Annotated in this window: 20 protein-coding genes; 1 reads left to right on the forward strand and 19 read right to left on the reverse strand. The window is 40.3% G+C overall.

Annotated features, from left to right (window positions below; genetic code table 11):
- Nucleotides 1-298: 298 nt before the first annotated feature.
- The 9 genes from spoIVA to ACFRAK_RS09725 all read right to left on the reverse strand — a co-directional run bounded on the left by spoIVA (nucleotide 299) and on the right by ACFRAK_RS09725 (nucleotide 12,942).
- Nucleotides 299-1,777 carry a stage IV sporulation protein A gene (gene spoIVA / locus ACFRAK_RS09685; protein WP_214789416.1) on the reverse strand — a complete coding sequence of 493 codons (1,479 nt, stop codon included), beginning with the start codon at nucleotides 1,775-1,777 and terminating at the stop codon, nucleotides 299-301.
- Between the two features lie 232 nt (nucleotides 1,778-2,009).
- The gene (locus ACFRAK_RS09690) at nucleotides 2,010-2,735 is read right to left on the reverse strand and encodes a hypothetical protein (protein WP_387597651.1); all 726 of its coding nucleotides are present in this window, start codon (nucleotides 2,733-2,735) and stop codon (nucleotides 2,010-2,012) included.
- Nucleotides 2,736-2,748: 13 nt separating this feature from the next.
- Nucleotides 2,749-2,946, reverse strand: a complete 198-nt coding sequence (locus ACFRAK_RS09695) for a DUF2768 domain-containing protein (RefSeq protein WP_048681698.1) — start codon at nucleotides 2,944-2,946, stop codon at nucleotides 2,749-2,751.
- Nucleotides 2,947-3,168: 222 nt separating this feature from the next.
- On the reverse strand, nucleotides 3,169-4,542 hold the full coding sequence (locus tag ACFRAK_RS09700) for a putrescine aminotransferase (RefSeq protein WP_260286040.1): 1,374 nt from the start codon (nucleotides 4,540-4,542) through the stop codon (nucleotides 3,169-3,171).
- Between the two features lie 299 nt (nucleotides 4,543-4,841).
- Nucleotides 4,842-6,947, reverse strand: a complete 2,106-nt coding sequence (locus tag ACFRAK_RS09705; protein WP_394571675.1) for a sigma 54-interacting transcriptional regulator — start codon at nucleotides 6,945-6,947, stop codon at nucleotides 4,842-4,844.
- Between the two features lie 772 nt (nucleotides 6,948-7,719).
- On the reverse strand, nucleotides 7,720-9,057 hold the full coding sequence (locus tag ACFRAK_RS09710; RefSeq protein ID WP_394571676.1) for an APC family permease: 1,338 nt from the start codon (nucleotides 9,055-9,057) through the stop codon (nucleotides 7,720-7,722).
- Between the two features lie 385 nt (nucleotides 9,058-9,442).
- Nucleotides 9,443-10,495 (reverse strand): NAD(P)H-dependent glycerol-3-phosphate dehydrogenase, encoded by a 1,053-nt coding sequence (locus tag ACFRAK_RS09715; RefSeq protein WP_387597658.1) that lies wholly within the window; start codon nucleotides 10,493-10,495, stop codon nucleotides 9,443-9,445.
- Between the two features lie 16 nt (nucleotides 10,496-10,511).
- On the reverse strand, nucleotides 10,512-11,822 hold the full coding sequence (der, locus tag ACFRAK_RS09720; protein WP_192205357.1) for a ribosome biogenesis GTPase Der: 1,311 nt from the start codon (nucleotides 11,820-11,822) through the stop codon (nucleotides 10,512-10,514).
- Nucleotides 11,823-12,321: 499 nt separating this feature from the next.
- Nucleotides 12,322-12,942, reverse strand: coding sequence for a YphA family membrane protein (locus tag ACFRAK_RS09725; protein WP_387706855.1), 621 nt, complete (start codon nucleotides 12,940-12,942; stop codon nucleotides 12,322-12,324).
- A gap of 111 nt (nucleotides 12,943-13,053) precedes the next feature.
- On the opposite strand from ACFRAK_RS09725, the gene ACFRAK_RS09730 reads away from it, so the two are divergent.
- Entirely contained in the window at nucleotides 13,054-13,185 is a 132-nt protein-coding gene (locus ACFRAK_RS09730; RefSeq protein ID WP_192205359.1) for a YpzI family protein, read from the forward strand.
- Between the two features lie 65 nt (nucleotides 13,186-13,250).
- Here ACFRAK_RS09730 and fni read toward each other — a convergent pair whose 3' ends face one another.
- The 10 genes from fni to ACFRAK_RS09780 form a co-directional block, all read right to left on the reverse strand.
- Nucleotides 13,251-14,297: a type 2 isopentenyl-diphosphate Delta-isomerase gene (gene fni, locus ACFRAK_RS09735; protein ID WP_387597665.1), complete on the reverse strand. Its 1,047-nt coding sequence runs from the start codon at nucleotides 14,295-14,297 to the stop codon at nucleotides 13,251-13,253.
- Between the two features lie 19 nt (nucleotides 14,298-14,316).
- The gene (rpsA, locus tag ACFRAK_RS09740; protein ID WP_260286050.1) at nucleotides 14,317-15,456 is read right to left on the reverse strand and encodes a 30S ribosomal protein S1; all 1,140 of its coding nucleotides are present in this window, start codon (nucleotides 15,454-15,456) and stop codon (nucleotides 14,317-14,319) included.
- A 214-nt stretch (nucleotides 15,457-15,670) separates the two neighbouring features.
- Complete coding sequence (locus ACFRAK_RS09745) at nucleotides 15,671-16,252, reverse strand: lysophospholipid acyltransferase family protein (RefSeq protein WP_260286092.1); 582 nt, start codon at nucleotides 16,250-16,252, stop codon at nucleotides 15,671-15,673.
- 2 nt (nucleotides 16,253-16,254) lie between these two features.
- The gene (gene cmk / locus ACFRAK_RS09750) at nucleotides 16,255-16,929 is read right to left on the reverse strand and encodes a (d)CMP kinase (RefSeq protein WP_192205362.1); all 675 of its coding nucleotides are present in this window, start codon (nucleotides 16,927-16,929) and stop codon (nucleotides 16,255-16,257) included.
- Between the two features lie 191 nt (nucleotides 16,930-17,120).
- Nucleotides 17,121-17,306, reverse strand: a complete 186-nt coding sequence (locus ACFRAK_RS09755) for a YpfB family protein (RefSeq protein ID WP_192205363.1) — start codon at nucleotides 17,304-17,306, stop codon at nucleotides 17,121-17,123.
- 66 nt (nucleotides 17,307-17,372) lie between these two features.
- The gene (locus tag ACFRAK_RS09760) at nucleotides 17,373-18,035 is read right to left on the reverse strand and encodes a flagellar brake protein (RefSeq protein ID WP_394571677.1); all 663 of its coding nucleotides are present in this window, start codon (nucleotides 18,033-18,035) and stop codon (nucleotides 17,373-17,375) included.
- A gap of 160 nt (nucleotides 18,036-18,195) precedes the next feature.
- A complete protein-coding gene (gene ypeB / locus ACFRAK_RS09765) occupies nucleotides 18,196-19,551 on the reverse strand; it encodes a germination protein YpeB (protein ID WP_387597673.1) in 1,356 nt (451 codons plus the stop codon).
- A gap of 14 nt (nucleotides 19,552-19,565) precedes the next feature.
- Nucleotides 19,566-20,405: a spore cortex-lytic enzyme gene (gene sleB, locus ACFRAK_RS09770; protein ID WP_387597676.1), complete on the reverse strand. Its 840-nt coding sequence runs from the start codon at nucleotides 20,403-20,405 to the stop codon at nucleotides 19,566-19,568.
- A gap of 125 nt (nucleotides 20,406-20,530) precedes the next feature.
- Entirely contained in the window at nucleotides 20,531-21,217 is a 687-nt protein-coding gene (gene prsW / locus ACFRAK_RS09775; RefSeq protein ID WP_192205367.1) for a glutamic-type intramembrane protease PrsW, read from the reverse strand.
- A 97-nt stretch (nucleotides 21,218-21,314) separates the two neighbouring features.
- A complete protein-coding gene (locus ACFRAK_RS09780; RefSeq protein WP_387708202.1) occupies nucleotides 21,315-22,280 on the reverse strand; it encodes an asparaginase in 966 nt (321 codons plus the stop codon).
- Nucleotides 22,281-22,306 lie beyond the last annotated feature (26 nt).

Here is a 22,306-nt window from a genome sequence, read left to right on the forward strand (position 1 = left end):
ACAAATCCTATTAGCTTAGCAAGGGAATTCAAAAAATAATGGGAATCTTTTCATTAATAATTGTATATATTATAAATTTTGTCTTTCGCTATTCATCATTTCCCTTTTTTATAGAAATTAAACTTATTATATTGCTGAAAATCGCTTAACCACAGGGTTTTTTTAAGATTATACTAAATAACGGCAGATCATTTCAAATATTAGCATTCATAAATGGTATTTTTTCTGCGATCCTGCCGTTCATCCCATGCAAAAAGACCAATCCATAAATGGAGTTGGTCCAGCTTTTAAACGTTTTCTATAAGATGATGGCAATCAATCCCCCACTGCCCTCATTAATGATCCTCTCCAGTGTTTCTTTCAATTTATAGCGCGCATTGTCTGGCATCATCGCTAATTTCACTTGTATGCCTTCCCTTACATAAGAACTTAGGCTTCTGCCAAAAATATCGGAGTTCCAAATGGAAAGTGGATTGTCTTCGAAATCCTGCATCAGATACCGGACTAATTCCTCACTTTGCTTTTCCGTACCGATGATTGGCGAGAACTCGGATTCGACATCGACCTTGATCATATGGATGGAAGGAGCTACGGCTTTTAGCCTGACACCGAACCGGGCTCCCTGACGGATGATTTCCGGTTCATCAAGACTCATATCGTTAAGGGATGGGGCTGCAACACCATATCCAGTTTGTTTGACCATTCTTAATGCATCGGCCACCTGATCATATTCTGCTTTAGCATACGCAAAGTCCTGCATCAATGATAACAGATGATCCTTGCCCCGGATCTCTACACCGACAATTTCCTTCAAGATTTCATCATAGAGTTCATCTGGGGCGTATAGGTCTATTTCTGCAACACCCTGACCCATCTCAATGCCTGCAAGCGCGGCACGGTCAATGAACTCGAATTCATTGAAATGACCGACTACACGATCCACATCCCTCAAGCGTTTAATGTCCTTGACGGTCTCTTTAACCGCGTCCTGGTAACTTTCCCTCAACCAATGATCCTCGCGCAGAACCATTACCCAGCTCGGGAGATTAACATTGACCTCAAGGACAGGAAACTCGTACAGGGCCTCGCGCAGTACGCTATAAACATCCGATTCCCGCATTCCTTCGACACTCATGGCCAATACAGGGATATCATACTTTTCCTGCAGGGATTCCTTCAGTGCTACCGTATTCGGGTGGTGGGGCTGAACGGAATTGACAATCATGATAAATGGTTTGCCAACCTCCTTCAATTCTTCGACAACCCTTTCCTCGGCCTCTAAATAATCACTTCGCGGAATTTCTCCTATCGATCCATCCGTCGTAACGACTACACCTAATGTGGAATGATCCTGAATTACTTTGCGAGTACCGATCTCAGCCGCTTCATTGAACGGAATCGGTTCTTCATACCAAGGTGTGTGAATCATGCGGGGACCATTTTCATCTTCATACCCTTTAGCCCCTGGTATTGTATAACCGACACAATCGACTAAACGGATGTTCACGTCGAGGCCTTCAGCTACTTGAATCGATGCTGCCTGATTCGGTACGAATTTTGGTTCCGTCGTCATGATCGTCTTTCCGGCTGCACTTTGAGGCAATTCATCCTGTGCCCTGGCACGGTCCGCTTCTGACGGTATATTCGGAATGACGACTAGCTCCATGAATTTTTTAATAAATGTGGATTTCCCTGTCCTGACGGCACCGACCACCCCCAAGTATATATCGCCACCGGTCCGTTCAGCTATATCTTTAAAAATATCTACCTTTTCCAAGGTATCCCCTCCCGAATTAGAGTTTTGGGATTTCGTTTATCCATTTGCATTTATTTAGGACACTATATATCTATGATGTTGTCCTAAAAATTTATTCCAATTATTTCCCTGGTTCAATCCCTTCCTCCACCAGAAATTTTATATAAGGGTTGTTATTTTAAAAGTAAGATGAAATAAAGATAAATGAAATAACCCTTCCCCTACAATATATTTTGCAGAAGAAGGGTTATGCCTATTTTGTAAGAAATATTGGATTATTTGTTTTTCCATCAATTGTATATGGCAATGAATAGGCAGGGACGAACTCCGAACTCTGAACCAGCAGTTTCCGGATATCTTCACCTTGCTTAATTTCCCCCTCATGCTTCTTCAATGCCTCAAGTAAATCCGGGGTATAATCAACAAAAATACTGCCTTGACCATCGACTACAAGATATAAGTCTTTTTGTGAAAATGGGCTCGTGACCGTCGGAGCTTCCTTCAGGCCCATTTTTTCATAATCAAGAGTGAAGACATTATCGGATAACCTTTCCTTAAATGGCGGATATCCGTTGCTTTGCTGATAAGCAGTCAATCTCAAGGAAACATCCTGAATCTTCTGCGCCATCCTGACATCCAACAGCTTTACAGTCGGATCCTTTTCAACATTTACGAGGATGTATTGAAAGACGCCTCCCGATTCAAAGGCATTGTCTGGCGGTTCAGCCATATACCTCGGTGAAATCTTAGAAAATTTTATGACATATTTTTGATAAATCGGTGTTTCAGCGTCTTTTGTAACGATGGGCAGTATGCCGCCCTCATCTTTCTGAAATTGGTCCACTGCACTTTGGACTGATTGTATTTGCTCTTTATAAGGCAGTTGGTTTTGCATTTTTTGCTTTTCCGGATATAAGCAGCCAGATAATGATACAGAGATGCATAATAAACATAATATTTTGAAAAAATTTCTCATCATTTCTCCTCACCTATCAAGTGGTTGGCCCGCTAAGAACAACGATAAGGATGATCAAGCCGGCCAGAATCATAAGTATGTATGCGATAATTGCTGTCAAGACTCTCCAAAAACCTTTTAATTTATAGCGGCTTAAGTAGATTAGAAATATAGAGATAACCATAAAGCCCATAGCTATAAAGGATATCCACATTTTTTGCAGAGCAGGTGTCATATCTTCATCACTCCTTTTTCCAGAAATTATTATAACATACCAAATTACGTTAAAGGAATTAAATCCTTGTCCAATCTGTGTAATTCCCGTTTTCATGACTCATTTTTCTTGAAAAAAATTTCTGAGGAGCAGTTATAAAACAAAAATATGTAAGTAATCCCCATACCATCTCCCTCCAATTCAAAAAAACAGCCCCAAAGGCTGTTTTTCTGCTTACATAAATTAAGATTGCAGCGTCGGCAAGACTTCTTTAAACGCTTTAATGACTGTATCGACTTCATCCAACTTAATAGTCAATGACGGCTCAATCCTTATTGTTTTGGAATTTATGAGCGTACCTGCTACCAAGATGCCTTTATCAAAGAGGGCTTTTGAGAATTCATAACCCACTTCATCTTTATGGAACTCAATACCGATCATCAAACCTTGACCGCGGATTTCCAAAACCTTATCTTTGTGCTCATCAGCCACTTCCCTTAACCCATTTAAGAAGTATTCACCAACTTCTGCAGCACGCTGCGGTAAGTTTTCTTCCAAAAGTACGTCGATCGTCGCAATGGCCGCAGCACAAGCTAGTGGATTTCCGCCAAATGTCGTAGTGTGCATGAATGGATTGTCGAACCAGCTTTTAAACACTTTCTCATTGGCTACAACAGCCCCTGCAGGCATTACCCCGCCGCCAAATGCTTTTGCTAAACAAATAATGTCCGGAACAACATCATATAGCTCGGAAGCGAACATTTTACCAGTACGGCCCATTCCAGTTTGCACTTCATCCAATATTAATAACGCATCATATTCGTCACATAATGCCCGAACTTGCTTTAAATAACCTTGCGGAGGAAGGATGACCCCACCTTCACCCTGGATTGGCTCCAATAGTACAGCAGCAACATCTTCACCGACCAACGCACAACTTTCAAACGTTTTTCTCATCATATCCACATCACCAAAAGGTACATGACGCACACCTGGGATCAATGGAATGAACGGTTTTCTGAACATGCCTTTTGCCGTTGCCGATAGTGAACCAAGGCTTTTTCCATGAAATGATTTTGTCGTGGAAATGATCGTGTGTCGGTCACTGTACATTTTGGCCAGCTTAAGTGCAGCCTCCACGCTCTCGGTACCGCTATTCGTAAAGAACGAGTATTTTAGATCTCCCGGCGTGATTTCGGCAAGGATCTTGGCGAGCATTGCGCGTAATGGATCAAGTAAGTCCTGGCTATGAAGGGCTTGTCTTTGCAATTGATCGGTTACAGCCTTTACAACTTTTGGGTTACGGTGGCCTACATTATAAATTCCAAATCCACCTAAACAATCAATATATTTTTTTCCATTTACATCCGTAAAACAGGAATCTTGATCAGACCACTCAACCGAAGCGAATTGTGTGTCTTTAGTGACCGTCTTGCGGTATTCCAAAAACCCTGGGTTTACATGGTCACGGAAATTCTCGACCGTTTCTTTTGTTACCCACTGTGCATCTTCTTTTGAAATTTCTTTTTGTTCGATTAATTGAAGCACTTTTTTAATATAATCTTGGGTTGCTGATTGGTTAGTTTGAGTGTTTTTACTTTCTACGTTAATTGACATTTTTTAATCTCCTTTTTTTATAACTTTAGTGGATGGTTAATTAAGATTGCTTTTTTTTGAAACTTTGATGCTTACCTCCCTTTTTTCTTATACTTATTAATCAAGCAAGAACCATGCCAAGTTAATTAACCATTAAAATCGCATTTCTTTTTGATAAGTCACTCCGATTCTATGCAAATGTGCATAGAGTTATTTCACTTTGCATAATCATCTTGAAAATAATCAATAGCTCCCCTAATGCCGTCAATAAAAATAAAAGCCGTTGACAAGTGATTTGCATCACTTGCAACGGCTTTTATTTAAAATGCATTGTTTTCGATTTTCTTATTCTGTTCAGCTAACACTTTTTGATACTTCCTGCTCACTGACGATTGACTTATCCCGAGCGCTTTAGCCGCTTTGGTCGTGGTTTTATACTGTTTCATGGCAAGCATGATCAATTGTTCTTCGACATGATCCTGTGCTTCCTGCAGTGGAAGAATTCTCGTAATGATGGGTTTCGATTGTTTAAAGTCACTGCCCACAGGTATGAACCTTTGAATGAAGTCAGCATCGATCGTCTCTTCATCTGCAGAAACAACCAATCTTTCAATCATGTTCTGCAACTCACGAATGTTCCCCGGCCAGGTATAGACTTCCAGTATATTTAATGCATCGGGGGAAAAGTGGTAATTCCGCTGATACCTTTCATTCAGTTTTTGCAGGAAATGAAAGGCTAGCGGCGGTATATCCTCCGGCCTCTCCCTTAAAGGGGGCACATGTATGGGGATGACGTTCAATCGATAGAATAAATCTTCTCTGAACGTGCCCATCTCGACCATTTTTTCCAGACTCTTATTCGTGGCTGCAACAATTTGAACATCAATGGAAATGGGCGTGGTGCTGCCAATCGGAATCACTTCCTGTTCCTGTAGGACCCGCAGCAGTTTGACTTGCAGATGTATGGGCATGTCACCCACTTCATCAAGGAATAAAACACCTTTATTGGCCTGTTGAAAGTATCCTACCTTCCCATTTTTATCTGCTCCTGTAAAGGAACCCTTCGTATAGCCAAACAATTCACTTTCGAGGAGGTTTTCCGGAATCGCCCCGCAATTTATCTTCAGGAAAGGCCGTTTAGATCGCCTGCCCATTTTATGAATGGCCTCGGCTATCACTTCTTTACCTACTCCCGACTCCCCATTGATTAATACAGTAGATGAAAAATGAGCGATTTTCTTGACTTGGCTGATTATCTGCTCCATTTTAGGACTTGCAAAAACCAACTCTTTATAAAATTGATCTTGTTTTTTGAAAGAGTCCAGTTCTTTCCTCATTTCATTTAATTCCGATTTCAATTGGGTCGTTTCCGTTATATCCCTTGATGCAATGACTATTCGATCTATATCGCCTTTTTCATTAAACACAGGGGTGCCCACGGATAGGACTTTCTTATTCATTTTCGTATCCTGGACAACCGATACTTTCTTTTTTTGGTCAAGGACTAACCGGGTGACCGAAGGATTAAAAATCCCTTCATCTTCTAATTGCAAGAGATTCTTCCCTATATAATCTTTTAAGTCCTTCCCCCAGAATCCTGAGATGATGCTGTCACTATAGCGCAGCAGCTCTCCTTTTTGATTGACTACAAGTATTTCATCATAGATATTCGCCAAAATGGCATTCAAGTCTTTATTCGAGCTTTTTATCAATTCTATTTCCATGGCCATTTCTTCAACCATTGGTAAATCCTGAACGATGATGATCAGGCCTTCGACTTCTTTTTCATGGTTCAGAATCGGGCTATAGTCGACAAGCACACTCATGACATCAGTAATCTCCAACTGATTCAGAATACTGCTCCTGCTGGCAAACACGCTATGTATATGCTGCTTATTGAAGATGTTCGCAGCAGGTTCATTAATGACTTGATCAGAAGGCTTTTTTATCATCTTCAAGCCTGATTCATTAAAGTTCACGATATTTTTTTCTTTATCAGCCACAAAAATCCCCATAGGAATGGAGGTTAAAATCACATTTAGCAGGTCTAAATTTTGTTTGCTGTCCTGCTTGAATAATTCAGCTAATACATCTTCCCTTTTTACATAACCGGTTAGCAGGCCATCATCCGTTTTTATCAGTACGATAGGTTCACCTATAATTTGAAACAGATGCGGCAAGGAAATGTTAGGGTGCAATTTACAGACATTATCAATCGAAAAAGCATACTGTAAAAGCTGATCGACTGTCGTTATTTTTTCATTTAACGGGAGGTCATCCATGCGGATATACGCAAACACTTGATTCTCTTTCATAAGAAAGAAGAAAGGTTCCTGTATCTCATGAATTTTTTGGTCTGAAAATGTAGGCTGATCAATTGTTATAGTTATGAATGGTCTTATTTTATCATCCGGAATAGATAACACATTTTCACTCTCCTTTTGTAACCTAACCTATATTTTATCACAATTCTGAATTGCAAGATAAAAAATAACATGCACCATTACCCAATTTCGATCATTTACCTTTATTCGTTCCACAACAAAAGGGTCCTTTAACGGACCCTTTTGACTTAAAAATATGGAATGCACCTTAGATTTATTTTATATAGGACCGCTCACTTTTTCTTAGCCTTTAGCATACCCCTGCTGGTTATGATTCGAGGATGGCCGTCCTCGCCCTGGGCGCTTTTTATAAAAATAGGGAGGCTTCCACCATACCGTCACTTCTCCTTGTCCCGTATGAAATATCACAGATGGATGAAACGATGAATATGCCCCTGACAAGACGTCGAAATAATCAGTAAACTCAGCGCCGATGCATAATCGGGTACAGATGTAATGCTATAAAGAAAATACGGAACAACAATTAATTGACCCATTCAAATGAATGATTAAATTCATCTGTATCGACTTACCTGCAAGGAAACAACCGGAATATGGATTAATGGATTTTTTTCGTATACCCATATACCAAACCTGCCGAGGGAAGGATCTTTCCATAACTGCACGCTGTGAAAAGCATCACCATAAAAGCAAGCCAGCAGGCTCCCGGAACCATACCAAGTGACATATTCATGCTCATAAGTACTAACACAAGTCGCTGACGCCATGAACGATCATAGAACAACAGGCAACGCCCTCTTCATTTTCCCATCAGCCATATAACAACCACCCTTGTTTCATGAATACAATAGATTCACTGTGCTTTTTCGAAACGGAATAGCGGAGGGGATTCCGTAAACCATTTTGTCCGATACAGAAGATAGCCAATCCCAATTACCGCCCAGACAATCCCTAAAATCAAGGAACTCATCTCGAGATTAAGCCAAAGGATGAAGACCGAAGCCGCGCCTAAAACCGGGGAAAGAATAGTTGAAAGAAATCCTTTAATCGTTCTGAAGCTTTTGTTTCTTATTGCGTGGACGATTACGCAAATATTCACGAAGGTAAAAGCGATTAAAGCCCCAAAGTTTATGAGGGAAGTGGCCGTAACCAAATCAAGGAATAAGGCAACCAATGATATGGACCCGACAAATATGACATTAAAAAATGGCGTGTTATATTTGGGGTGGATAAACCCAAATAGTTTTTTCGGGATCATTTGGTCACGCCCCATGACATATAGCAACCTAGAAACACTAGCATGAGATGCAAGACCGGAGGCAAGGGTACCGCATAAGGTTCCTGCTAGAAAGAAAGCCTGAAATAACTTCCCGCCAACGAAAAGGGCAATTTCCGGAGAAGCTGCTTCAGGATCGCTAAAAAGGGAAATATCCGGGAAAAATAACTGTGTAAAGAATGATGCCGTCACAAATAATCCCCCTCCGATAAGGGCAGTCAAAAAGATGGCCCGTGGTACCGTTTTGGATGGATTCGATGTTTCTTCCGATAAAGTAGTGACTGCGTCAAACCCCAAGAATGAAAAACAAAGGATTGTAGCACCAGATATGAGCGTCGACATTTCCAAATGTGGCCCGATGAATGGCTGAATCGACAAGACCTCTCCAGTGCCTTCTCCACCCATGACCCCTTTAACCACAAGTGCCACAAAAATAACGATGACCAACATTTGAAAAAAAACAAGGAAGCTATTAAAGTTGGCTGCAAGATTAACATTGAATAAGTTAATGAATGTCATTAAAAGGACAAATGCCACCACCCATATCCATGGATATACTTCCGGAAATAGAGCAGTTAAGTATATTTTTGTTAAAATGCCGTTCACCATCGGTAAAAATAAATAATCTAGTAAAGAAGACCACCCGACAAGGAAGCCTAAATGTGGGTTAATCGTTTTTTGTGTGTAAGTATAGGATGAACCTGCCTGTGGATAGATTTTCACCATTTTTCCATAACTGGCTGCAGTAAACAACATCGCTGAAAGAGCAATGACATATGCGGTTGGCACATGCCCCCCCGTTTTTTCGGAAACTATGCCGAATGTATCAAAAACAACCATCGGCGTCATATATCCAACACCAAGCAATACGATATGCCATAAATTTAAAGACCTTTTCAGTTTACCTGTTTGCATGTATCATTCCCCTTCCTTTTTTAGCGAGAAAAGTAAACAAACTTTTCTGGCCTCCCTAATAATTTTTGGTCATATTACACTTCGCAATTTTCATACCAAAAAAAATAGTCGATTTTTAACCAAAAACAAGGAAATATGTAGAATGATTTATGCAATAATGAATAATCTATTCAAATAATCATAAATTAATTGAAATCCGATGATTTTTTGACCATAAAAAAAAGCAGAAGATATCTGGATATCTTCTGCTCATTTGACTAAATCCCCCGTGCCGAGGTCAAATTACTAGTTTACTTTCGTTGCATTGTATGCTGATACACGGCAAGGCGCATCATCAAATGCCTAATTTAATGAAATTCTTTTATGAAAACCAACAAATTGGAGGTTAATCCTGCTGCCTGCTATCCAATATGTTATAAAGTTCTTCCATCTCATTCGTTTTTGAACGATTCATCAAAAGGTCAACAGCCTTTTTCACTTCTTCCGCATTGAATAAAACATCGTACAAGGCTTCTGTGATCGGCATGTTCACTTCGTACTTTTGGGCTAGTTGATAGGCAGCTTTGGTGGTTCTGACACCTTCAACGACCATACCCATGTTTTCCAAAACTTCTTCAAGCTTTTGCCCTTTACCAAGCATATTCCCAGCTCTCCAATTACGGGAATGAACGCTTGTACATGTGACGATCAAGTCGCCAATCCCAGCTAAACCTGAAAACGTTAATGGGTTAGCCCCCATGGCCACCCCTAGACGGGATATTTCTGCCAATCCCCGTGTCATTAATGCAGCCTTGGCATTATCCCCATAGCCTAAACCATCCGTAATGCCGGCAGCCAAAGCAATGATGTTCTTCAATGCCCCTCCGATTTCAACACCAACCATGTCCGGATTTGTATATACACGGAAATTATTATTGATAAAGATGTCCTGAACCCTTTCGGCAGCCTTCATATTCTTTGAAGAAACGGCAACTGTTGTCGGGTGACGGAGACTTACTTCTTCAGCATGGCTCGGTCCTGAAAGAACCACTATATCCTTAAGCCATTCAGACGAAGAGACTTCTTCAATCATTTCCGATATACGAAGCAGTGAATCAGGTTCAATTCCCTTACTCACATGAACGATTGTCAATGGTTTATCATGAGCCTCTTCAATCTGACCAAGCACTTCCCTGTAGGCTTTGGTCGGAACTGCCAAAATAATTATTTCAATCCCGGCCAGCGCTTCCTTAAGGGAAGAATAACCTTTAATCCCCAAAGGCAATTCAATACCAGGCAAGTATTTTTCATTCGTATGATTTTGATTTATTTCATTGATTTGTTTCTGATTATGTCCCCACAATCTCACTTCATGCTGGTTATCGGCAATTACGAGCGCTAAAGCAGTTCCCCAGCTCCCAGCTCCAATCACTGCGATACTTTCTTTATCCTTCACCATGATATAACCACCTTTACTATTTTCTCTGGCGTCCAAAAATTCGTATTGGTGTTCCTTCAAAACCAAAGGCATCCCTAATTCGATTTTCTAAAAATCTCTCATATGAGAAATGCAATAACTCAGGATCGTTAACGAATACAACGAAAGTTGGCGGCTTGATCGCTACCTGAGTCGTATAATAAATTTTCAAACGGTTGCCATTATGAGTCGGTGTCGGATTCATCGCAACCGCATCCATGACCACTTCATTCAAGACATTTGTCTGAACCCGGATAGCATGATTCTCACTAGCTTGATCAATGACCGGTATTAAGGTATGTGTCCGTTTTTTCGTTAAGGCAGAAAGATAAATGATTGGCGCATAATCCAAGAATAGGAAATGGGCACGAATCTTTTCTTCAAAATCCTTCATCGTTTTTTCATCTTTCTCGATGGCATCCCACTTATTGACAACGATGATGACAGCCCTACCCGCTTCATGGGCATATCCGGCAATTTTTTTATCCTGCTCACGAATACCTTCTTCTGCGTTCAGGACCACAAGAACAACGTCTGAACGCTCAATTGCCCTTAATGCACGAAGTACGCTATATTTTTCCGTACTTTCATACACTTTACCTTTTTTCCGCATCCCTGCTGTATCAATAATGACATATTCTTTGCCATTATATTTATAAGGAGAGTCAATCGCGTCGCGTGTCGTACCTTCTATATCACTTACAATGACACGTTCTTCACCTAACAATGCATTGACCAGAGATGATTTTCCTACGTTCGGTCTTCCAATCAAACTGAATTTAATGACATCATCTGCATAATCCTGGCCGCTGAAATTAGGGAAATGTTTGGCCGCTTCATCCAGAAGGTCACCAAGACCAAGTCCATGAGACCCGGAGATCGGGAATGGATCCCCAAAACCTAATGCATAGAAATCATAAATTTGATCTTTCATTTCTGGGTTATCGACTTTATTTACTGCAAGGACAACTGGCTTTCTCGATTTATAGAGTATCTTAGCTACTTCTTCATCTGCAGCCGTTACACCTTCACGACCATTCGTCATAAAAATTATCACATCAGCTTCGTCGATGGCAATTTCAGCCTGCTGGCGGATTTGTTCCAGGAACGGCTCGTCACCAATATCAATTCCACCTGTATCAATAATGTTAAAATCATGTGTCAACCATTCACCAGAACTATAAATCCTGTCCCGGGTTACTCCAGGAACGTCTTCGACAATCGAAACCCGTTCTCCAACTATTCTATTAAAGATTGTCGATTTTCCCACGTTCGGACGACCGACTATCGCAATTACCGGTTTTGGCATTGCTATTCACCCTTTCTGCTACTATATCTCTGTCAAAGTCACGAAATTCATGAATGCATATATTACGGTTGCTTTGCATTATTGATTTTCATCATTTCCTTTTAAAGGAAAAGGCTGTATCTATAATCATTTAAAGGAATCTTTCATCAGTAAGAAAATCCTAACTGATGTTCAGTTAAACTCATCAAGTATTCACGGGCAGTTTGTCCACTTGACGCCCCGGTTCCAAAAGTGACGCGAAGCCAAACCCCTTGCATGCTCAAACTTGATTATAAACAGCCCAAAAAAATGAAGAAAGCTTCGACATACGGCTTCCTTTTTAATTGTTTAGAGCATTTTACGATTTATCTACAGACCTCTAACTATCCTATAGTAACAAATTTCTCGCCAATCAACAATGATTGTATGAATAAAAGCCTTCCAATTCCATTTGATTCCATCTATACATCTGCCTTTTGATAAAGAGGCTAATACTTCCTACCATTTTTCCCTATACTCTTCATTGATTAAAATTCTCTTTTCCTTGTTTCGATAAAAATCTCGATTGGGATATTAAATAAATGTATTGGCCAACCATTTCCAATATTCTCCACAGTATGTTTGCGCCCAGAACCAGAACTGCATTATCATGCCATGCATAAGCAAGGCCCACATAAGGTAAAGAGTGGTAAGCAAGTAATCCAGAATATATGATATCTCCCATGATCATCCCAATTAAAAGGACGAACAATCGATGTTTCCAATTTTTAAAAAGTAATAGGATAAGATAATTCAGGAAAATACACAAAAGATAAGAGGGCTTCATGATGAGCCATATCGGATCAAGCAAAGAAAAAAGTTGAAAGCTGGCATAAGCAAGAGTGATAATAAGACTTCCGCTGATCAGTTCCATCATCTTGAGGATTGATTTCTTCCTAATATATACACACATTATAAAGAAAAGGTACGGACCGCTTAAATGAACGGAAATTAATGGAGCCTCCAGTTTGTAGCCCGCTAATACCATAATGGCTAATAGATGAAAAAGAAAATCAAAACGAAAGGGAACCGTTTTCGGAATAAAAAACATGACAATGACCCAAACTATCCATGAAATCCAATAAAATATAATTCCATCCATACAGCGTCCCCCTTTTAGGAACATTATGGCTTGTTTATTCAAAGTATAAACATAAAGCACGGCATTTAATGAGGAAAACCGTCCCCCTATCAATTAAAAGGAGGTGTGAACATGGGAAAAGATCGGCAAGAGAAGAAATTGAAAGAAAGTAAACGCGTGGAGTCTGACAGGGACCAATCACTGGGTCATAAAGGGGCAACAAGGATGGAAGGCCCTGAAGAGGCACGAAAAAGGAATAGTTAAGTCTTCCCTGAACAAAAAGAAGCATCTCAATTTGTTTCAATTGAGATGCTTCCCTTTGTGGTCATTCATTTAGCATACGCCGAACAATCAATGCCTCTTTGAGATAACCAATGATAGGTATTTCCTTTGATGACTAATTTTGATTTCCTTAGTTCTTGGATATTATCGCACCCGAGTGCAGTCATGATGACCTTCAAATCTTCATGTATGTAATGTATTTCTTTAATCAATTGTTCCAAGCCCAACTCTTTATAAATCTTGAGGAAATATCCGGCCAATCCGACCCCTTTGGCTCCTAATGCCAGGCTTTTTGTAATTTCCAAAGGGCTTTGAATGCCACCAGACCCAATGACTGAAAGCTGTGGTGAAACATTAACAGCTTCGACAATCGAAGCAGCTGTCGGTATGCCCCATTCATTAAAATATCCGAGTATTTTTGCTCGTCTTTCATTCTCAATTTTAGCAAAATTCGTTCCGCCAAACCCGCCTACATCAATGATCGAAACACCCACGGAAAGTAATTGCCGCACCGTTTCCATACTCATCCCAAATCCAACCTCTTTTACGATGACAGGAATTCCGATCGTACTGTTGATTTTTTCTATTCTCGAAAGGGTACCCGCAAAATCCCTATCCCCTTCAGGCATCGTCAATTCCTGGATGACGTTAATATGAATCTGAAGGGCGTTGGCCCCGATCATTTCGCTTGCTCGCTTAGCCTGTTCGACTGTTGCTTCTCCACCGAGATTACCAATCAACACGCCATCAGGATTTTCCTTCCTTACAACTTTAAAAGAAGCTTGCTGGCCAGAATCCTTGATGGCTGCCATTTGCGATCCTACCGCCATGGCGATTCCTGTTTCCCGTGCTGCAATGGCTAGGTCACCATTCAATTTTTCGGTTTCAGGGCCTCCGCCTCCGGTCATGGCATTTATAAAAATTGGCGAACTTAATTCAAGTTCGCCAACTTCTGCTGTGAGGTTCACATTATTCAAGGAAATACCTGGTAAGCTTTGGTGAATAAACGAAATATCTTCTAGCCCGGTTTTATTTTGCTGTCCTGTCTTTAGCGCAAATTCTATATGATCTAATTTTCGTTGTTTTCTCTCCAAGGCCATCACCATTATTATTTTATTTGAGTTTTTTCAATTGATCACCGATCATTTCACCTAGCTGAAAGCCCTTCGATTCCTCTGGGAGCTCATAATCTGATGTGTTGTAATTGGACTGAGGTTCTTCAAGTTCCTTAATGCTCAATGATAGACGTTGATCCGTTTCATTGACTTCCAGCACTTTCACTTTGACAGACTGGCCTTCTTTAAGTACTTCTTGCGGGGTGGCAATATGCTTGTGCGAAATCTGTGAAATATGGACAAGTCCTTCTACCCCTGGAAAAATCTCCACGAATGCACCGAAAGAAACAAGGCGTTTCACGGTACCTTCCAGTGTAGAGCCTTTGGCCGCTTTTTCTGCAATTCCTGCCCAAGGTCCCGGAAGGGTATCCTTAATGGAAAGTGAAATCCTTTCATTATCACGATCGATGGATAGCACTTTCACCTGTACCTTATCCCCTTCTGAAACGACATCGGATGCCTTGTCGACATGCTGATGGGAAAGCTGGGAAATGTGGACAAGGCCGTCTACGCCCCCAATATCCACGAATGCACCAAAATCGGTAATCCTTTGGACCAAGCCTTCAAGCACTTGCCCGCTTTCAATCTTATCTAAAACGTTTGCTTTTTGCTTTTCCTTTTGGTCTTGGACCACTGCCCGATGTGAGAGGATTAAGCGATTCTTGTCTTTCTCAAGCTCAACGATCTTGAATGTTAAAGTTTTGTTTTTGTAATCAGAAAAGTCTTCAACGAAATAGTCTTCTACTAGAGAAGCTGGAACAAAACCACGTACGCCTAGATCTACAACAAGCCCGCCTTTGACGACATCTTTAACTTCTGCCTCAAATACGTCTCCATTTTCAAATTTCAATTCCAGGTCATCCCATGCTTTAAGAGCATCAATTTTACGTTTTGATAGAATGAGAGCTTCTTCTTCGACTTTAATGACTTCCAACTCCAATGCATCACCTTCCGAAACGGCATCTGACGCCTTTTCGACATGCAGGCTTGAAAGCTCACTGATGGGTATGATCCCATCCGTCTTGCTGTTTTCCACATCGACCATGACCTGTTTTTCTTCTACCTTTGAAACGGTTGCCCTAACTTGATCCCCAACTTTGTAATCGTTCACTTCTACCTGGTTCATATCTTCTGTCATTACTAACTCCTCCTTAACCCATGACTGATCAGCAAATTTCCTCTTCATCGGCCACATATTTTATTTAAAGTGGTTCAATAAAAACACTTTCCCAATAAAGATAAAAACAGTTTTTTTAGAGTAATAAAGTTATATTCCTTTTAATCTGCAATAAGGAACAATACCCTTATTTTATAAATTCTAACAAAATCAGAAAATTGTCAAGTATGAAGGACTATTTATGCTCGGAAATCAATTTCCGAATATGGTCCATGATGATTTTTGTAGCATCATCGGCTGATATTTTCTGTTCGCGATATTCGGTAAAATTTATTGGAGGACCGTAAACGACTTTCAACGGACGTAAAAATTTATACGGGCCGATGATTGCACACGGTATGATAACGGCATCAGAACGCAACGCGAAAAATCCAGCCCCCGCCAAGCCTTCTCCCAATTCACCAGTTTTGCTTCTGGTCCCCTCTGGAAACAGGCCAATCGCCTTGCCTTCCTTCAAAAGCTTCAAACCTTTTCTAAGGGATTCCCGATCGCTATTGCCCCGCTTCACGGGAAATGCATTTACTCTTGGTAATATACCCTTTAAAATAGGTGCTTGAAACAACTCTTCTTTAGCCATGAAATGGATATCCCTTGGAGATGTCATACCAACTATGGGCGGATCCAGATTATCAATGTGATTGGCACAGATCAATACTCCGCCCTCTTTAGGGAAATGTTCCTTTCCGAGCGCTTTAACCCTAAACGAAGGCATTAAAATGCCTTTTACTACGTTCTTGGCAAATGTGTAAAAATCCAATGTCATCTTTTCCTCTCTTCTATTAAAGACATGATTCTTTCTGCAACTTCCTGAATCGATAATGAAGTCGTATCGATTTCGATAGCATCCGCCGCCTTTTTCAGTGGCGATACCTCGCGTTCGGAGTCCAGTTTGTCCCTTGTTGCGATTTCTTCCCTTAATTTTTCGATATCTGATGGAAAACCTTTCGATATATTTTCCTGATGCCTCCGCTGTGCCCTTTCATCCACAGAAGCGATTAGAAATACCTTTACTTCGGCGTTCGGCAAAACATGCGTACCGATGTCCCTGCCATCCATGACGACACCGCCATTTTCACCAAAGGTTTGCTGCCTGCGAACCAATTCTTCCCGGATGCTCCGGTGCTTTGCCACTTCCGAAACGGAACCGGTCACTTCATTGTTCCTGATTTGGGCTGTCACGTCCTCATTATCCAAGAACACCAACTGTCCGTTTTCACTAGGTCTTAATTCGATTTCAGTATTGATGAGAACTTTTGATAATGCTTGTTCATCATCAAGAAGAATCTTTTGATTAAGAGCCTTATAGGTAAGGGCCCTGTACATTGCTCCTGTATCCACATATATGTAATTGAACTTTTCTGCGACAATTTTAGCAACCGTGCTTTTTCCAGCAGCAGCTGGTCCATCGATTGCGACTGATAATTTTTTTTCCATAAATCCTCCCAAGAATCCTACAATCATGCTGATTATTTAATACCCTTTCATTTTATCACAACTAACGGGAAAATCATTAATAAAAGGGATGTGCACTTTCAAAATAAACTTTGTTCTTTTTTTGATCGCTACAGCCATCAACGTTATCCTTTACCTGTAAATCTTCATACAAAAAAAGCGGATCACCGCTTTTACTTTTGGGTCCCATTGAATGTTTCAATGATTTTCGTATAATTATTGCTGGTGACACCTTCATACCTTGAGAGCTTGGTCAAATCAAAGATTTGATCCTCCCTGCTCAAAAGGAACTGGAAAACAAATAAGCAAGCCAATTGGATGATGATCACTTTAATTAATAGTCTTTCAAATGTTTTCATAAGCCGCACCCTCCATCCGTTTATATTAGCAGTATGGATGGAATCACTGTTTTTCATTCAATCATGTTAAACATACAAGCCTTTTTTCTTTAAATCCACCTGCTTTTCAAATATAAATCTCATTAATGTCTGTACATCATTTTTTGCAGGTTCAAGAAATTGGACGTGCAGCAGCATATTTCCATGCTTTTTCTCCGTAACGCGAATGACTTTGCTTTTCAGCCTTAAATAATGAATCTCACCTGATTTTAACGTAAGCGCCACCCACAGGTATAATTGCGAAACCGATTGAATATCAGTGCCTTTTAAAAGTCTTATCGAAGCTCCTCCTGCACTGATATCCTCCGTTAATGCACGAAAAGGGGTAAACTCGGAATGTTCTGGGTGAATGGCTGTATCCAAGGTTACATCCAGGCGCACGTATTGCCTCCGTTGGATTTTCACAAACGTTTCTGCTTCGGGCAGCAATAACTGCATCATGGGTATTCTACATTTCACTTTTCCAAGCACTTCTGAATCGAATACATAAACTGCCTGCTCTTCATTGGAAAATGTGACGTTGAACTGTGTCCCATCCATGAGAAATGCAATTTTTCCAGTCCCTACATTGATGGGAAAGTCGGTATAGACATAACCCGGTCCCATTTCGACAACCATACAATTGAACTTTTCTTTCTGTTGTGAGTATTTCGGTTCAAGCATTAATATATCCCCAATTTTAACCATCATCGTCCACGTCCTTTTTGATCGGAAGGAAACTGCATAATATCACCTATGATTTTCCCAAATAATCCAATAATCATTTAATTTATTATGTCATGAAATAATAAAAAGGGAAAGTGACTAAGCACATTTCCCTACAACTAATGATTCATGATCATAGTTTAAATTAAATTATATTCTCGTATACCGGTTCGGAATTCTTTAATTTTTCCACCTTTTCTTCTTGACCGGTATCTGCATTAATGAAAATACGGTAGGTATCATCTTTAATCGTACCGAGAAATTCATAACAAAGAACTTCTTCACCGATATCATTGATGATTAACGCCTTTCCTTCTTCCATTATTTTAACATTATTGTTAATTTTGTCTTTAGCTTCTTTCTCGGAAATATTCGGATTCCCTATTTCCCTGGTTTTATGTGATTTTAAATACTCGTCGGCTGAAAACCCTATAACGGATCCATCATCCAATGCAATTTTGACCTTGACTGAATCTGGATAAATCTTGACACCATTTTCTGATGTTACAAAATTCAATAATGCGATATTATCGTATTGAGCACTTTCAAATAAATCAAGTGAACTGAAATCATGTTCCTTTAAAAATTCTTCGGCTTTTGTATAGGCTTGATTCAAATCAATATTTGTTTTGTTCACGTCCCTATTATTGATATACCAAATGGGATAGCCGCCTTTTTTTGTTAAATCCATATTCAATTCGGTATCGGAATCTTTATCGAGGATGCTCACACTATAAAATCCAAAATCGGAACCTTTTCCGTTCTCTTCCACATTCACCTTCAAATTCTTGCTTTTTGAGTGTGCATAGTTTTTTGCCGTAGCAATTGCTTCTTCTTTTGTAATGGTTTTACCTTGCAAATTTTTGAAATTTTCATCCCTCTGTTGTGCAGAAGTAAAGGTCGGATTCATCTCATTCGTTTCCCCGTACCCAGATACTTTTTTCTCTACAGTCTTTAATCCGTCTATGATCGTGTTATCAGAATTTTCTTTCCCTGATGCAAGAGCCATTTCGACATCCATCCATCTTAAATTGTTTTTAAGGACTAGATACTGCACTTTTCTTAACTCGCCCTGGATGTCCCCTGCCTGTGTGTACAAGGATTGGAGAGTCGCATATTCCTTATCATTCAATGGTTCTTTTTCAAGATCACGTACCGCTGTTTTATAACTGAAGTCCGCAATTTTGGATAAAAATTCCTCTGTCTTATTAAAAGGAAGTAAGGTCAATGGCAACTGCCCGACATCACTTTGGGCTTCGGAAGTGATACGCCAAACATCTGTTAAAGCCGGACTTAATGAATAACGTGAATTCATAGCCAAAGTACTGCCGACCTTATCATGCAATATATCCACTTGATAGCTTAAATCATGAAAGGCTCGCTGATACGTATTTTCCGCATTGATTAATACTGCATTTTTTTCCTTATGTTCTTGATAGCCCCAGAATGCAGTTCCCGCAACAACTACAACAAGCAGGGCAATCACTATATTCCTGATCATTTCCCTTCACCTCTTTACTTACAAAAGATATGTTTTCCGATTCTTTTAATTTGTTCCCTTGACCAGATCCATTTGCTTGTTGCTGTATCGGGATTAAAGTAATATTCTGCATTACCGCTTGGATCCCACCCATTGATGGCGTCCACCACGGCTTCTTTCGCCCTTTCGTTCGGTGTCAGCCAAATCTGCCCATCCGCAACAGCCGTAAATGCCCCGGGTTCAAAAATCACTCCCGAAATGGTATTAGGAAAGGCAGCACTTTCCACCCTATTCAGAATTACTGCTGCAACAGCAACCTGACCAGTATATGGCTCCCCTCGTGCCTCCCCATAAACGGCATTGGCCATCAGTTGTATATCATTTTGAGAATATCCTCCTGGAAGATTGGCTGATGTCGTTTTTTTGGAAGGGGCATTTCCGGAAGCGGCCCCTCCGGACGTAGATCGATTTCCTTTCGCTTTTACCTGTTTTTCAATGGGGACTCCCCCATAATAGGTGAACTCGTTCCCTTTATTGATCTGTTCGTGAACAAATTGTTTATTGAAATTAGACGCTTTCGTCAACTTCTGTTTTGTTGTTGTCCCTGCCAAACCATCGATTGGAAGTCCGAAATCTTGTTGAAAGTTTCGAAGTGCCCAATAAGTGCCCCATCCATAGGCTCCATCAATCTTTCCATTATAGTAGCCGATGTTTTGCAGGCGTGCCTGCAGTTCAATTACATCATCCCCAACCGCACCTTTTTGAATGACTTGGCCCGAAAAGGCATTTGATCTTGTTTCCGGGTAAATTACGAAACAAATAGTTATACACGAAAACAGCAAAAGCCATTTCCATTTTGACGAAATTCCTTTCATCAAAAACACTCCTCTTTTTCTTGAATTAATGTAATTCTATTTTCTTCTTTACGGGTTTTTTTATTCCCAACATAAAAAAAACGGAGCGGGCAAAATATGCCAGCACTCCGTTTTGATAGTATTCGTCATTTGCTAAGGTAATGATTTTGTGAAAGTTTTTTTGCGTGAAAGTCAGACAACAAACGTGCTTTCTTTACTTTTTTCATGCCTAACCACCATAGATAAATCATGAATGGCATAATAAAGTACACCCAAAATTTTTGGGAAACTAAAATATAATCGTAAACCCCATGTAACGAAATCGGTATGATCAATGCCAATAATAAATAGACCCTATTATTCGAAGCCGAAAATTTCGCCTTGCCCAAATAATATCCCATGATCACACCGAACAAAGCATGACTGGATACAGGTAGTACCGCCCTAAGAAAAGCGTGTTCCACCCCGTTGGCCAACAGGTACAAAATATTCTCCATTGTGGCGAATCCAAGGGAAACTGCGGCTCCGTAAACAATCCCATCATATGGCTCATCGAATGCCACATGCTGATAAATAACATAAATGAGTATGAACCACTTGAAGAATTCCTCAAGCAGTGCAGCCCATAAAAAAGCATTTGCTAAATCAGTATCCAGGATATGTTCGGTTTCGAGCACATACTGTATGAACATAATCGGCAATACAAGAAATACACCGAATAAAAAAGTTTTGACCACAACCGATATCGGTTCGGTTTCATATTGATCTTTCAAATAGAAATAGCTCAGTAACGCCAATCCTGGCGCAATAGCAGCTGACAACATGACCAGCATTAGCTGACCCTCTTTTCATCTTCATTTCTTTAATCGTACCATGGAATGAAGAAAAACTGAATCCAAGAATAAAGTCTTCCAAATTTTATTTTATTCTTCAGTTCTTAAAGAAGGTCTCATCTATAAGGTTTTCGCTTGCCAGAATGACAGCTAACTTGATTCGAGCCTTCTTGCTGTCATAATCAGCACCTAATATCACACCGCGTTGTTTTAAATCAAATGCGCTGCCTTCATAATCATATGCGGGGTAAACTTTTCCTTCTTCTGCACTTGTGGTCATGATGATCGTAATTCCTTCATCGATTGCAGCTTGTATGGAAGTTACCATTACAGGGGTAACTTGTCCCCTTCCTACACCTTCGAGCACAATGCCTTTCGCACCATTTGCAACCGCAGCATCAATGAAGAGGCCATCAGCGCCTGTATGGCACTTGATGATATCCACCCTTGGGATAAGATTCTGAATATCATAACACTCCCTATGTAAAGGTTTTTGATAGATGCTAACGACATCATTGTCAATTATCCCCAAATATCCATAACCAAAAGATTCGAACCCCTGCAAATTGGAAGCATGAACTTTTTTGACATACTTTGCAGAATAGATCCGCTCATTAAAAACAACCACTACACCAACATCCCTAATAAGATCACTCGCAGCGCATAAAATCGAATTCCTTAGATTGGAATATACATCGGTGCCCACCTCATGAGGAGAACGCTGGGAGCCGGTTAATACGATAGGTCGTTGATCCTTACTCGTGACATCAAGGAAATAAGCCGTTTCCTCAAGTGTATCCGTACCGTGGGTCACGACGATTCCCGTAACATCTGGATCGTCCAATTCCTTTTGAATGGCTGATTTAAGCTGTAGCATTTTTTCAAAGGACATGGACATGCTTGAAATCTGGAAAAGATCAACCACTTTAACCTCGATATCTTTGGGCAATTCGCAAAGTGCTGCCAACTCATGGCCAGTCAATGCACCAGAGGCCAACATACCATTCACAGTTTCTTTACTGGCAATAGTCCCACCAGTGGTTATTAATGATATTTTTTCCATACGGTCACTGCTCCTCATTTAAATAA

It is taken from the genome of Peribacillus sp. NPDC056705, from assembly GCF_043656335.1.